Source organism: Microcoleus sp. Pol12B4, assembly GCF_036701385.1.
Classification (GTDB): domain Bacteria; phylum Cyanobacteriota; class Cyanobacteriia; order Cyanobacteriales; family Microcoleaceae; genus Microcoleus.
Genome location: NZ_JAUBQR010000164.1, coordinates 1 through 14,769, shown reverse-complemented (window position 1 = coordinate 14,769; position 14,769 = coordinate 1). Strand labels below are relative to the sequence as shown.

At 45.6% G+C, this 14,769-nt stretch carries 10 protein-coding genes, 1 tRNA gene and 1 pseudogene; 6 read left to right on the top strand and 6 right to left on the bottom strand.

Translation table 11 applies throughout. From position 1 onward, the window contains the following. Together QUA38_RS20655 and QUA38_RS20650 are read left to right on the top strand one after the other, a co-directional pair. On the top strand, positions 1–394 hold a 394-nt coding region (locus QUA38_RS20655; RefSeq protein ID WP_333165007.1), incomplete at its 5' end, for a DUF3370 family protein. A gap of 119 nt (positions 395–513) precedes the next feature. Next, entirely contained in the window at positions 514–897 is a 384-nt protein-coding gene (locus QUA38_RS20650; RefSeq protein ID WP_333165005.1) for a VanZ family protein, read from the top strand. Between the two features lie 289 nt (positions 898–1,186). On the opposite strand, the gene QUA38_RS20645 is transcribed toward QUA38_RS20650, so the two are convergent. Beyond that, positions 1,187–2,758, bottom strand: coding sequence for a DUF4335 domain-containing protein (locus QUA38_RS20645; protein ID WP_333165002.1), 1,572 nt, complete (start codon positions 2,756–2,758; stop codon positions 1,187–1,189). Between the two features lie 45 nt (positions 2,759–2,803). Next, complete coding sequence (locus QUA38_RS20640; RefSeq protein ID WP_333165000.1) at positions 2,804–3,409, bottom strand: DUF3038 domain-containing protein; 606 nt, start codon at positions 3,407–3,409, stop codon at positions 2,804–2,806. Positions 3,410–3,793: 384 nt separating this feature from the next. On the opposite strand from QUA38_RS20640, the gene QUA38_RS20635 reads away from it, so the two are divergent. Next, a complete protein-coding gene (locus tag QUA38_RS20635) occupies positions 3,794–4,006 on the top strand; it encodes a helix-turn-helix transcriptional regulator (RefSeq protein WP_333164998.1) in 213 nt (70 codons plus the stop codon). A 476-nt stretch (positions 4,007–4,482) separates the two neighbouring features. On the opposite strand, the gene QUA38_RS20630 is transcribed toward QUA38_RS20635, so the two are convergent. The 4 genes from QUA38_RS20630 to QUA38_RS20615 form a co-directional block, all read right to left on the bottom strand. Next, positions 4,483–5,199: a hypothetical protein gene (locus tag QUA38_RS20630; RefSeq protein ID WP_333164996.1), complete on the bottom strand. Its 717-nt coding sequence runs from the start codon at positions 5,197–5,199 to the stop codon at positions 4,483–4,485. Between the two features lie 36 nt (positions 5,200–5,235). Next, positions 5,236–5,305 (bottom strand) — tRNA-OTHER (locus QUA38_RS20625). Positions 5,306–5,797: 492 nt separating this feature from the next. Then, a complete protein-coding gene (locus QUA38_RS20620) occupies positions 5,798–6,739 on the bottom strand; it encodes a site-specific DNA-methyltransferase (RefSeq protein WP_333164994.1) in 942 nt (313 codons plus the stop codon). Positions 6,740–6,898: 159 nt separating this feature from the next. Continuing rightward, positions 6,899–9,592 (bottom strand): endonuclease MutS2, encoded by a 2,694-nt coding sequence (locus QUA38_RS20615; RefSeq protein WP_333165009.1) that lies wholly within the window; start codon positions 9,590–9,592, stop codon positions 6,899–6,901. Positions 9,593–10,055: 463 nt separating this feature from the next. On the opposite strand from QUA38_RS20615, the gene QUA38_RS20610 reads away from it, so the two are divergent. The 3 genes and pseudogenes from QUA38_RS20610 to QUA38_RS20600 all read left to right on the top strand — a co-directional run bounded on the left by QUA38_RS20610 (position 10,056) and on the right by QUA38_RS20600 (position 14,613). Further along, positions 10,056–11,303 (top strand): response regulator, encoded by a 1,248-nt coding sequence (locus QUA38_RS20610; protein ID WP_333164991.1) that lies wholly within the window; start codon positions 10,056–10,058, stop codon positions 11,301–11,303. Between the two features lie 947 nt (positions 11,304–12,250). Continuing rightward, positions 12,251–13,131, top strand: a pseudogene (locus tag QUA38_RS20605) (IS630 family transposase). A gap of 174 nt (positions 13,132–13,305) precedes the next feature. Beyond that, positions 13,306–14,613: an NF041680 family putative transposase gene (locus QUA38_RS20600; RefSeq protein ID WP_333164988.1), complete on the top strand. Its 1,308-nt coding sequence runs from the start codon at positions 13,306–13,308 to the stop codon at positions 14,611–14,613. Positions 14,614–14,769: the final 156 nt, after the last annotated feature.

Here is a 14,769-nt window from a genome sequence, read left to right as displayed (position 1 = left end):
CCGCTACCCAGATACAGCATACCGCGCCCACGGCAATTACGGAATTCAATACAGTCTCAGCTTGCCACTGTACAATTCTACCAGCAACAATCAAACTGTCACTGTCGCAATTCAAACTCCAATTAAGACAGACAAATTAACTTCAGGAGGACTTAGTTTTTTAGAACCTCCGGCACCTCAAATTTTTTTTAGGGGGACGGTTCGAGTGCGCTATACTGATGAAAATAAAGTGCCTCAAACTCGCTACGTGCATTTAGTGCAGCGGCGGGGACAGCAGGGGGAACCTTTGGTAAAACTAGAGATGAAATCCGGAGAAAAGCGACTTGTAGAAGTGGATTTTATTTATCCGCCCGATGCGTCGCCACCGCAAGTTTTGACAGTGAAAACCCATTAAATTTGAGCTGCTGCTACTCCTAGGCATACGCCTACAAATACAATACGCAATTAAAGATTTGTTTTTATTTTGGGGCGGCACGTAATTAATTCTTCCCTAGTGGGTATCGGCAAAAAAAGATGAAGTTCTCAAAAAATTTCTGGATAGTTGCTTGTTTTGTGTACGTTTTAATTCTTCTCAGTATTATGCTTTTAGCAGGTACGGGGAAATTAGTCAACTTTTCTCTCGCTCATCCGCCTTATGACAAACTCGGCCACTTTATTTTGTACGGAATAGCATCTTTTTTGTGCCATAGGGCAACTGGTCAAAAAAAGATGAATTTGTTTAATTATTCAATTCCTTTCGGGCCCGCAATTTTTACTATGTTCACTGCGGCAGAAGAAATGCTGCAAGCCATTTTACCAAATCGTACTGCTAGTATTGAAGATTTTTTATATAGTTTTTGCGGGATTGCAATTTTTTATTGGATTGGAGAAGTTTGGGATAGAACAAAAGGGCATTGATGATATAGAAGGAAGTTCGGCAACGAGCACTGTACAAGATGTAACGGATGTCAGGAAGAAGGAAGAAGGAAGTTTCTAGAGTGCAGAATGCGAACCTGTTGACGAGTGTCAGCAACTTTTTTTACTGGTGACTCTGCCCCCACAGGTTAAGAGATTTATATACTACAAACGGGAGCAACTGTCAATACGCTGGCGGCAGCAGCCGCAGTGAAAATTTAATTTTTTTTGAAATTGTTTAACATTAGCAATTTACCGGGATTTCCTATCTGGACAATTTGTTTGAGAGCCTTCAATCACTCTCTTCCAAAAAGGTTTGTACTCGACCGCTTGGTCGCAAAACAACTCTAATTTTCGGGTTTTTGCCATTAGAAACGGCAGAAACAAACGGCTCGCCGACTAATGGCATATTAGCTTGCTCGATATAATCTGCTGCTGCTTTTCCCATCGGCACAATACTTTGAACTGACCCATTTTCATCGATCAGCACGCTGTATTCCAAAGTTTGTTCCATTCCTTCTGGAGGCTTCCAGCGTTCCTCAAAGTAAGTTCTAGCTTCTGAAACTTGAGGAATTGTATCAAATAAAGTGCGGTTTTTTTGGCTCGCCGCAGCCTGGTTGTTGTCCTCGGACTCGGTGGTTGGTTGAGCGTCCTCAAGGGGCGGGAGTTCGGTACTGGCGGGGGGGACAATCGGCTCGATGGGGCTGGGGAAGGGCTGCGGCGGGGGAACGGGAAATCGAGAAGCCGACAGCGAGGGCGGCAGGGGGGGCGGTACGGCGGGAGCTAGTCTCGGCGGTAGGGGGGGCAGCACGTAGGGCACTGGTGCGGGTGCTTGGGGGGCGGAAATGGGCGGTTCTTCGGGGGCGGGAATAGTGATTGTTTGCCCTTGAGGGAAAGCTGGGGCGCTCTGTGGGGCGCTGGCTGCGCTGCCGTTGGGGGGAAATAGCAGGGCTGGCTGCTGGATGGGGCTGGGTTTGTTGGTGGGGGGAGTTGGGGCGAGAGCGATGGGGGGCAAGCTGGGGCTGGGGGAGGCGGCGGTGTTGATGGGCGGGGGTGGCAGGGGCGGTAAAGTGGGCGTGGCGGCGGGTGTGGGTGCTGGGGGTGTCGGTAGGGCGGCAACAGGACTGGGGGAGACGCCGGCAGCTAACTGGGGGTTTCCTGGATCGGGGGCTGAGGCGGTTTGCGGGGAGGTGGCGGCCCGATCGAGCATTTTGATAATTCCTGTCGTCAGGCCCGCGCTGGCGACCATCATTGCTGCCACCTTGAGCCAGGGTGAGGACAGCGGCCGTCGGGGCTCGCGGTTGAGGTTGGGAAGCGCCATCACTTCGGCGGCGCAGTCATCCAGTGCTGTGGCCAAGTCAAACAGTTGCAGGGTGCTCAAGGGAACTACTGGCCCCGATTCTGCGGCGCTCAAAGAGCCTAAAAACAAGTTGTGGGCAAGCAAGCCGCGGGGTTCTAAGCGGGGGGGAACCGGAAGGTAGGAAGTTGGGAGAGAGTAGGGGTTGGAAGTTGCTAGTTCGGAACTGTTGACGGATCGATCGAATATGACGGCATTACGCGCGGCTTCTGGCGAGTCTGAACCCGCAGGGATACGGCCGGTTTGAGAGTTGAGGTTGCTTTCCCAATCGCGGGATGCGCCGAGCAAGTTTTGGACGTAGTTGCTGACAGCTTCGTGGAGGGTTTCTAGTTGAATTCGATCGCCCCTGAGAGTAACGTGTTGGGTATCTGGCAGCCTGGGGTCGTCGAGTCGCAGCTCGAAACTTAAATATTTAAACACCGGTTGGCCCGCCCAGCGAGATAGAGGCGAACTTTTGGCTGTAATTTCCAGCGTGCAAGTGGGGGGCGTGTACCGTTTGAGAACCATAGCAGAAAGTCTGTTGACTGTTGACTGTTGACTGTTGACCGTAGTTTAATGCTTAGCGCGGTCTAGAAGTGCCAGCCAGAGGCGGCGGTGGCCGCCGGGACTGCTGTAAAATAGCAAATCGATCAGGAGTTTGAGCGCCAAATCAGTCAGTTCTCGGGCCGATAAATTGTCTGCATCTTCCATGCGATCGGCATAAGTGTTGCTGAACCTGTCAATATAATCTCCCAGCAAAGCGATGGTGTGAGGTTCGCGGTTTTGCTCTGCCATTTGTTCGAGCAAAGCAACAGCGCGGCGGATTAAAGCTTGGTGCTGTTTTGCCAAATGACAGCTTATCAAAACGAGCGATCGAGCTTCCTCCACATCTAGTTTTTTGCGCCCTCCGTGGCCTTTCCGCAGCGGGTTAGATTGGCGCAGCCGCCACAAAGCTACCCGATCGGCTACCATTGGCTCTAAATTCAGTTCGGCTGCTACCTTGAGCATCGCCTCTGAGCCAATTTCTGCCAGTGCTTCTAGGGCTAACAGCACTAAATCCAGTTGGGCTTTAATGTTGTCCAACTGGGTAGGTTCTGGTGCTTTTCGGGTCAATTCTTCCCAGTTGGGAGATTGGCCCGTTTCGTTTGTGGGAGCGGAGGGCTTTACGGTCGAGCGCATGGCTTCAGCACGGGAAATTAAGACAGGTTGAGGCAGGATATCAAACAGTATGCAGTGATAAAAGCTTTGCGGCCTGTGGGCAACAGCACATCTGTTAATTTGTCTCCATAGCTCGTTGCTTTGATTCCGGCAATCCTAATTGCTGGACGGAGTTGTGGGTGAAAAGTTGCCGCTTCAAGTTCGATCGATCACAATCCGCAAAACCCATAGATTTTTACTTCTAACCATCCTACCCCGCAGAGTGACCGAAATCAAATCAGTGCTTTGAAACTATCGGGACTTATATCAATGCAAAGATCCTAGCGCTCTCGAATGCTACTTATAGTCTGTCGCTACTTATAGTCTGTGAGATTATAGTTGTCATTGCTTAATCTGGCGCAATCTATGGATATTACGGAGCAATTTGGTAAAAAAGTTAGACATTTCAGAAAGCTCAGAAATCTTTCCCAAGATCGGCTTGCAGAACTATCTGAATTACATCGTACCTATATTGGCTCCGTTGAACGAGGAGAAAGGAATATAACGCTGCTTAATGCCAGCAAAATAGCCAAGGCATTATCTGTTAGTTTAGCTGAACTGGTAACTGATGAGGACTGAAAGAAAACTAGAGCAAATTTTAGCAAGATACCAAAATTCATTTATCGAAAAAGTTTATGCAGAAGAGAATGAAGAACACGATATTTTAAGGGATGTGTTTGGTATCTCTCCCATAAGAAAAAAATAAAATAGGCAATATTGGGGACGCAAGCTAGGGCGTCGGTTCGGTATTGGGAGTTGACACAAGCGGCATAGTATGTATGTTGATTTAGACCTTAGCCCGGCGTTGCATAAGGACAAAAAATGGTTGGCGATCGCCGCGATCTACTGTCGCCCTCATGCTTCGCCCTACATAATATATATTTCGTTCTTTTTGTCAAAATATTCTACTGTACCCACACTCTAGTGCCTACTTAGGATTGAGCAGTATAACGTCGCGCTTCACCAGCCGCAGACTGGCTCCGCTCAAAACCACTATAATTGGGCGGCCTGGTGCGAGCGCATTGTTAACCTGAAGCTTATTATCAGAGAGATTTCTACGTACCATTCTTTACACATGAAACATTTTTCTTGCGATTTCGGAGAGTAGCTAGTTTTGAATCGATATTCCAAGAACTTCTTTTACTTAACAATTCCTGCAACTTTGTATCATGCTGCCAGAAAAATCGAAAATGACCACTATCAGGAGACTGCAACAAATCTCGCACAATAAATCCAATAACTTGTTGAATTTGAAACAACAAGTCGATCTTTACATAATCTAATTCGTTTAATTGGTTTGTTAGATCAGCATTCTGTGCAGTGTGTTCTCTATTTAGCGCAACAGACCATTGACCATGCGCAATCTTATTCCTCAGTAAGGAATTGGGAATTATACATTCTTCAATAACCTTAATTAGACGAGCTTCTTTTTCTCGAACCTGTACATCATCTCCAGGAACTTTTGCAAAAGCACATTTGATTAAAGCTTTCCATCCCTCACCCATACCCAGTCGATTCTTAGCGTCCTTTATACTATTTACCTGCGAATCTGATAAAGTATCGGGTGTATGTATTACTTGCATGAACTGAGCTTCAGACCATGCTGCAAACAGCAATACGTAGGAAAAAGTTAAAGTAATTAGAACTGGTTGTTCGCCTTTTAAAAGGGCATTGTTAAGAACACGCAAAAGTTGCTTACGATGCCCATAAAAACCTTTACTGACATTCTCTGTTTCAAGCGAAAAAATTGTATCACGAGTAATCGTATTCACTTTATAACGACGATCGTAAAATATAATGAATGTAAGTGGGGGGGATGGGAATTGAACCCACGTCTCTTCGGAAAACCGAAGCGTGCTAACCTTGCTGCACCACCCCATGAAGTAACAAACATCTCTATTTTAGCATCATGAATAAAAAATGTAAAAAAGTTGTCCAAAAATTGAACACTATCTTATAATCGTATCGCAATTACGGTACAATAATGAATGTAGTCTAACAATACCGCAGATATAGGATATAGGTCAACTCCTTCTGACTCCCCAACTGAAACGTGCAAAGCATATTGCAGTAGTTTTCAGCCAGCATTTAAAGTGGGAAGCGATGAGCCGTGCGATCTGATTGTTGATGGGTACGCGATAGATACAAAATATCGTATTGGCTCAGGAGATTCTGGAACACTGAAAAAATTCAAATCTTATGGCCCACTACTTCGTACATATAATTACGAACCCATATTTTTAATCCTTAGACAAGATAATTTGCCCGCAGCTATTACAGCGTGCCAAGTAGGGACTTGGAAAGTTTACACTGGGGAAGATTCGTTTGAGTTTATACAAACAATAAGCGGGTTTGATTTAAAGTCATTTCTTATTGAAAAAGTGGGAGAATTCCCTGTATACCGCTGAAACTATCAAGGCGCTTGTTGATAATCTCTATGTAGTCAGGTACAATTTCAATGCCCACATACCTAATGCCAAATTCTTGCGCCGCCAGCAATGTGGTTCCCGATCCTGCGAAAGGATCGATTAGAATAGAATTTTCCAAACGCGGTACAAATATTTCGACCAGCTTTCTCATTAGAGCGATTGGTTTAACTGTACAATGGACGTTAAACTCCTCGGTTTTCTCACGCTGTATACCTTCTAAAATATTTGACTGAAAACCACCGAACTGATCTTTAGTATAAAATAGACCAGTACCATACTCCTGTAGAGTTTCCAAGTAATTATTAACCAGTGGTTTTTGAAGTACGCAGATTGCTTCCCATTCGTTCCTCAGACAACTGTGCCAACCATCCCATTGTTCAGAATTTTCATATCCTTTCTTCTCTAACTGTTGTTTGATATTGACACCTTTAGGAATACCACTCGATCTTTTATAAACAAGAATATCTCTCGCATAGAAACCAGCACTTTCAAGGGCTACTTGTACGTGAGCAACCGTTCGTGTGCTGTTGAAAACTAAAACTGTCGCACCCGGTTTGCAGATCCGAAAAAGCTGCTCACCCCACTCAAAGCACCACTTTTCATAATCCAGAGTGTTGTTGCGATTCCTTTGATACCATTTTTGGTTTCTGACTCCGCCTGCTAAACCACTGCCATAGGGAATGTTTTTAACAAGGGTTTTATTTCCCTTGCCATTGACTCTTTCAATACGCCTTTGAATTTCTGAGTCATCCCATTTATGACCAATAAATTCATAATTATAAGGTGGGTCAGTGATACACGCAGAAATATAATTCTCTGGCAATGTCTTCATCACTTCACGACAGTCGCCCACCAAAACTTCATTTGAGGGAGTTTTTTTCATTAGTCAGGCAGTTACTAAAGTTGGAAAGCAACTCTTAATTATTCCACATTTGCAGTATAGTATCCATTCCGGTTGCATCAGTATGATATGTTCCTTGCGATTTGTTTTGCGGCATACAACTATATAATTACGAGTCAACCGGAAATGCGTAAATCCTGACTATTTCAAATAAACCACCGTCACACCTGCACCTCCTTCTTTTTGACTGGCGAGCTCAAAGCGGGAAACCTGCGGGTGATTCGCGAGGAACTCGTGAACCCCGCGCCGCAACTGTCCCGTACCTTTGCCGTGAATTATCCACAGGACTCCGTATTCCACGGCTTTGGAAAGAGCTCTGTCTATTTCGATTTCTGCGTCTGAGACTCTCGCACCCCGTAGGTCGATCGAATTATTAGCAGTGCGAATGGCAATTTCGGGATTGGGTTTTGCAGGTTCCGCCGCTGCTTGCTTAGCTTTAGCCGTAGCGAGTGCTTGTGCTTGGGCTGCTACCTTGGCTAATTGAGCTTTAGTTTCCGGTTTTTGACCGTCGAGGGATTCAATTTCTCCCAGTTTGACACTCATTTTCATAATCCCAAACCGAACGCTCAACTCTTCGTTAGCATCGGGACCGCTGAGGACTTCGGCGGTTTGGCCCAAGCTGGGAATGCGGATGCGATCGCCCACTTTCGGCATAAAACTCGGTTTGGGTTTAGCCGGTTGTTGCCGAGAGGGCAGATGTTTTTCAGAAATTTGATTTAAAGTATCTGTCGCTTGTTGGGCATTTTGAGCCGTCTGGTTGCCCGACTGCAAGCGACGAATGATTTGAGCAATTTCTGATTTTGCCGACCCTATCGCCTCATTTACTGCCACTTCCTGAGCTATTTTGAGTTCTCGCTCCCGCTCTTGCAAAGCGGCTGCTTTTTGAGAAACTTCTCTGTGCAGTTTTTCGGTTTGGTGTAGCAGTTGAGTTGCTTCTCTGGCCTTGGTTTCCTGTTTCCGGCGCTGTGCTTCGAGTCCGGCAATCACTTGATTAACATCTTGAGAGGCTCCCCCGACATAGGTTTGAGCTTCATCGACTATAGATGCTAGCAAACCGAGTCTTTTGGCAATGGTGAGGGCGTTGGAACGTCCGGGAATTCCCCACAGCAAGCGATAGGTTGGCTGCATGGAATTGTCGTCAAATTCTACTGAGGCATTTTCAAAGCGGGAGTCTTGATATTTGAGGGCTTTGAGTTCGCCAAAGTGCGTAGTTGCAACTGTTAATAGGGAATGTTGGGCGAGGTATTGCAACAGGGCGATCGCCAATGCACTGCCTTCTGATGGGTCTGTCCCCGCTCCTACTTCGTCTAACAAAACTAAAGATTTGGGAATTGATAATTGGGAATTGGTAATTGGGATTTGGGGTGTGGGAATTTGTAATTTAGGTTTGAGGATTGGGAGAGGAGAAACACTGTTCTGTGTATCTGTGACTTCTTCCTCTTGCTGTTGGGAATTAGTAATTGGAAGGTTTGAATTTTCTTCCCCTTCAGCCTGCGATTTATTCTGTAAAACTTCTAAAATGCGGCTGATGCGACGGATATGGCCGGAGAAAGTTGACAAACTTTGCTGCAAAGATTGTTCGTCACCAATATCGGCCAAAATATTGTCGAACCAAGGCAATTCTACGGGTTCGCGGGCCGCAACAAACATTCCTGCTTTCGCCATTAAAGCTGCCAATCCCAAGGTTTTGAGGGTGACAGTTTTGCCGCCAGTGTTGGGGCCAGTGATGGCGACGACGCGGATGTGCGGCCCGATCGTTAAATCGACCGGCACGACTGGAAAGCCTTGCTCGTGCTGTTGCTGCCAAACTAATAAAGGATGTCGCAACTGGCGCAGGGTAATTTGCGATCGCAGGTTGCGAATTAATAATTGACTGTTTTCTGAGTTTTCCTCATCTTCTTTTTCCTCATCTTCTTTTTCGGGATTTTTTGGTGCTAATTCTGGCTCTCCCAATTCGATAAATTTCGGCGGATTTGCTTGCAGCCAATAACTATAACGCGCTTTAGCGGCCGCTAAATCTAAAGTTGTAACTACAACCACCAATCTGTCTAAATCGGGTTTTACTGCTGCGACTTGCTCGGTGAGGGCGCGGCGGACTGCTTCTTCTTCGGCTTGTTCTTGCCGGAGCAACTGCCGCATTTGGTTGTTAAGATTGACTGTGCTGTGGGGCTCAACGTACAGTGTCGCGCCGCTGGCCGAGGAGTCGTGAACGATGCCCGGTATGGCATCTTTTTGGGGGGCTTTGACGGGAATGACAAAGCGTCCGCTTCTTTGGGTAATTAGCTGTTCTTGTACGGCGTTGGATTGGCGCTGCAAAATCCCCTGCAATATTTGATAAATGCGATCGCGCAACTGTCGCATTTGAACTCTAATTCCTGCTAATTTAGGAGTGGCTCTGTCTGCTACTTGAGCGCGATCGTCTATACAGCGGTGGATTTCTTGCTCTAGTTCGGGATAAGTCCGCAATTGGGATGCCAGTTCTTTGAGCGTCGGCACATCTGCCTGAGAGTCAATTACCCGGCGCAATTGCCTTGCTCCGGCGAGGGTAGTAGCAATTGCCAGCAATTCTTCGCCGCTGAGCAAACCTTGGAGTTCGGCTCGTTGCAGAGAAGTGCCGATATCTTGGATTCCTTCAAAACTCAAAGCACCGCCAGCGCGGCTCTCTAACTGATAAGCTTCCTGAGTTTGGGCCTTGAGTTCTGCTGTTTGAGCTTGAGTTGCCGGGATTTCGAGGTCGAGGGCGGCGGCTACGCCGAGTTTTGTGGCCGCGAAGGTAGCCAAGTGCTGACACAGGCGCGGCCATTCTAATAGTTCTAGTGTTTCGGCTTGAATCAAAGTTGAGGTGGTGTTGGTAATTGGCATTCTCAGGCGCTGACCGAGAAGGTGAATTTAACGATACTATTAATTGATTTTAAAGTTTTTTATTGTTTCCTGGCGCAATTTGAGAAAGTATCTGCGATCGCCCTCAGCAGTCTTTCGGCCGAAAGCTCTGATGTAACATTAATTACGAAGGACAAAATTTGCATTTTTGCATTACCCGTCTAAAATTATACATTCTCGTGATACCAGTCCCCAAACAATATGCAACTTTAGGCAAGCTCCCAACTATTATACAGTAAGTCATTCCCAATTTCTTCCTCTAAAATATAAAATCTAAAATGGTATTAGCTATTTTGGGTTTTGAGGGAGCGGGGATGGGGTGTTTTTTGATGGAATTGAACTATTTTGGAATTTTAAATCTGTCAGCGCAATTCTGACGGTTGTATCCTAAAAAGTAATTTGTGGAGGTGGTAGAAGTATGGCAAAGATTCTGGCGATCATCGCGGATACTGTGACTTTTCAAGTTGTCCAAGAGTTACTCAGCCAAGAGGGACATCAGGTGAGAGTCGTCCCCGACGATAAGAAGGGTTTAGACTTGGCGAAGGAATTGTCCCCCGATGCGATCATTTGCGACGGGACTTCGCCTCAAATCAACTTTTTGGAGGTGTGCCGGCTGGTGAAAGCCGATCGAGAATTGGCGGCAGCCTATTTTATTCTGCTGACAACACCGGAGCAATTTGATGAAATTCAAGAATTGGATGCGTCCTTTGACGATTTTCTGTTTAAACCGATAGTTAAGCAGGAATTATTGGCGCGGGTGCGCGCGTCTAAGCGATCGCACGAGTTGAGGGGGCGGTTGCAGTTAACCCAGCAAGAATTGGATCTGTCGCGCGATCGAATGCTGCAAAATGAAAAAATGTCTAGTTTGGGCGAACTGGTGTCTGGGATAGCCCACGAAATTAACAACCCAATTACTTTTATTTACAGCAATCTAACTCACGTTCAAAGCTACGCGACCGATTTAATTCAACTGCTGCGATTGTATCAAAAAGAGCTAGTCACTCCTGGAGAGGAAATCCTGCAAAAACAACAAGATATGGATGTGGAATTCGTACTCGACGATTTATTGAAAATTGTGAGTTCCATGCGTACCGGGAGCGATCGCATCCGCCAAATAATCTTGTCGCTACAGGATTTTTCCCGCAGCGATCGAGCGGGCTGGCAGTTATTCGATGTTTCCGACGGTTTAGAAAATACTCTGTTGTTGTTACAGCACCGCTTGCCGGCGCGCGAGGGAAGGCGAGACATCAAGGTGATGAAAGAATTCGGCAATTTGCCACAAATTGAGTGTTATGCAGGTCTGCTCAATCAAGCTTTTCTGAATATCATCAATCACGCGATCGATGTTTTGGAAGAGTCGGCTCAAGAGTTGGAAGAGTTGGAATCCATCAAATTTAAGCCTGTGATTTTGATTACCACTCAGGTGGTGGATGCTCAGCGAATTTCTATTGAGATTGCTGATAACGACATCGCCCATAGTAAAGATATCACCGCCCAAATTTCAGATCCCTTTTTGGCAGCAACACCTGCGGAACCACCCATATCAGCGGGACTTTCTCTCAGCTATCGGATAATTGTAGAGCAGCACAAAGGAGAGTTCAAGTGTTTTTCTGAACCTGGCAAAGGCACTAAAATTCAGATAGAAATTCCGCTGCGTCACAGTTAACTAACAGTATTTACCGTTGGTGGGGGTGGGTTTTTGACATTGTTGGTTTTGGTCTGATATTGTTGTGAATCCGCCCCTACAATGACGGCACAATTTTTGAAAAATGTAAAATTTTGTAGAGAGAATGGCAGAAGTGCCGGAAAAGAGACGAGAGTTGATATTCAAAAGATTTAAATGGTAGGCGAAAACAATTTTTAATCCGGTAATAAAATAGGCGTTGGTGAATAGATGTCTGAGTTCAATTCCGGTTGTATCGGAATGATTAAACCGCAGAGGGCACAGAGAATACAGAGAAAGGGAAAAGAGAGATGAATAATTGCGAGGCCAACAGATTTGATATGATTTGGCTATCACCGCTGACGAAGCCAGGTTGAATAACTTTCAAACCAGGGTATCTCAATGATTAATTAAATATAGAATGGGAAGTCCTCGAATGTGAGAAGCGTGAATTAGTAAACGAATTGAATGTTGTAGAATTTGTTGGGAGTGAGAATAACAAAGAGTTTTTCTCTTCTTCACCCTCCTAGCCTAAATTCATACTTTTATTATGCAACGCCATTTTTTCTATATGATCTCCAACATATCAATTAATCGACTGTAAGGAATATTTAGGAAGTTATATCAAATCCGTTAGCATCGTCGGTCGTAAAATCCAGTCAACAGTCAACAATTACCTATCTTGCAACCGGAATTGATCTAATTAATCTGCGTTAATCTGTGTTTGTCTGCCCTTATCTGCGGTTAAAAAAAAGAGAATGTATTAACCCCAGATGACAAAGGATTGACGCTGATTCACGCAGATGAAGAGAACAGAGATATGAATAATTCCCTGGAGAGGGGCAACCACGGGGGATTGCCCCTACAAAACACGGTTATGTATAGCAACCGCCAAGGCGGTTATGGCATAAACTGTAAGTAGTCCGAATTGCCGTGCGATCGCAAAACCCATGTCCAAAGCCTACAGCTATGACCTTCGTCAGAAGGTAATCCAAGCTATCAAGCTTGATGGCTTGAAGATTAGTGGATCTGGTGTTCTATTCAGTATTAGTCGCAACACTATTGGCTTATGGTTGAAGCGGCAAGCCGAAACAGGGGACTTTCAAGCCTTAACCAACGAGCCTCCCGGTAATGGTCATAAAATCACCGACTGGGAAAAATTTCGCGAGGCAAGCCAAAACTCATGGGGATAAAACCCAAGTGGAGATGGCCTCACTTTGGGAGGGGGAAATTAGTGAGCGCACAATTTCACGGGCTTTAAAGAAAATTGGTTTTACTCGAAAAAAAAGACTTATGGCTACCGCGAACCGGATGAAGTCAAACGCAAGGCGTTTATAGCTCATTTGTCGAGTGTAGCGACCGCTCAGATTGTTTACCTAGATGAGTCTGGGATGGATAGCCGAGCTCAGTACGATTATGGTTGGAATGAAAGAGGGCAGCGTTTCCATGCACTCAAATCGGGCCGGCGTGAGGGTAGAGTAAATACGATCGCTCGTGCGCTTTGTAACCAAACCTTAATAGCTCCCTTTACTATTGAAGGAGCCTGCAATCGCACAGTATTTGAGACGTGGCTAGAAAATTGTTTGCTTCCCTCCCTCAAAGCTGGACAGGTTTTAGTCATGGATAATGCCACGTTCCATAAAGGAGGACGTATCTCTCAACTGATTGAGGATGCAGGCTGTCAATTACTGTACTTGCCCCCCTATTCCCCAGACCTTAACAAAATAGAGCAAAGAAGAGTCTTGGTTAAAAAGTCGCATCCGCAAACAACTAGATCAGTTTGATTGTTTACGTTCTGGCGATCGAGAATGTCTTACGTTTTGCGTCCTAACCGCCTTGGCGGTTGCTATATGAGACTCAACCATAAGATCGGTGCCAGCGACCGTTGAGGTTCTCTTTGAGGTTGCGGATGCTTTCTAAAAAAAAACTGCCTGCGATAGTTTCAACAGACAGCAGAGCGGGTAGAAAATTGAGAATTCAGCTAAAAATCTCAAATCTACCTGCCATGAAGTTAGAACAATTACGAGAATTTCGTCAACTTGCTTATCAATGCCTCGGCAACGCTAAAGATGCCACCTTTGAACTAGCAGATGCAGTGATGACGACCCGCCACATCTCATGCTTAGGAGATTTAGCCCTAAATCCCTGGTTTCGGCGTCAGTGGTCGAGTGTCTATGAAGCACTACAAGACTGTAGACCAGACCGAGACCAATTGATGCAACTATATATCCAGCAGATGTCAGAGGTAGAACGTCCAGTATTAGCGATCGATCATACAGTATGGTTAAGACCCCATGCACGTACCCTCAAAGAACGCACCTATGAACATCAACCCACAGCCTTACCCCACGGTATACCTGTTGGTATCGGTCAAGGATATAGTACGATCGCCCTGATACCTGAAAGTAGTGGCAGTTGGGCGCTGCCGTTAAGACACGAACGTATTACGAGTTGGGACAACCCGATTAGTTTTGGCGCTCAACAATTGGCACGAGTATGTCAATATCTTCAGAATAGACCGCTCGCTCTATTTGACAGCGAGTATGGGTGTGCCTCTCTGGTGAAAGCCACCGCTGCGATCGCTGCTGATAAACTAATGCGTATTCGTTCTAATCGTTGCTTGTGGTCAACACCCCCAGCCTATAGTGGTAAAGGACGGCCAAAAATTCACGGTCAACAGTTTAGACTGAACGACTCTCAGAGCTGGTGGGAACCAGAACAAACTCTGGAATCTGTAGAGTCCAAACTCGGAAAAATCCGGTTAAAAAAATGGGATGACTTGCATTTTCGAGGTAATCCCAAACATCCAACGACTCTGATTCTAGTCGAACGTTTAGAAACTGTAACAGGTCGATTAAATAGTCAACCTTTGTGGTTAGTTTGGGTTGGTATCCAAATGCCATCTCTAGCTGAAATTTGGCAAGTGTATCTGCGCCGCTTCGCCCTCGAACATTGGTATCGGTTAGCTAAACAAACCTTACATTGGACTGTGCCGAAGCTCAGCACACCAGAACAGTGCGAACGATGGAGCGATTTGATGCCTTTACTCACCTGGCAATTATGGTTAGCTAAATATCTAGTCACAGAAATTCGTTTGCCCTGGCAAAAATCTCTGCCTGAATTGACGCCGGGAAGGGTTGTACAATCAATGCTTCCACTTTTAATCAAGATGGGAAGTCCGGCTGTTGCTCCCAAACGACGAGGAAATTCAGATGGATGGCAAACAGGAAAACCTCGCATTCCAAGATGTCGCTATCCTGTGGTCAAAAAAGGTAAAGGTCGGTTCCAAAAATCACCAAAATCGATTAGTTAACCTGGGAATCTCTCTCTAAAATCAACACAATTTCTACTCAGCTAACGCTGAGTAAATTTGTGCTTAGTCTAAACTCCAATTTTTAATTCTCCTTTAACTAAAGAGTACACAGCTTGATAACTCCTGGGTATTTCTTTGATTAACCAGAGCCATAAA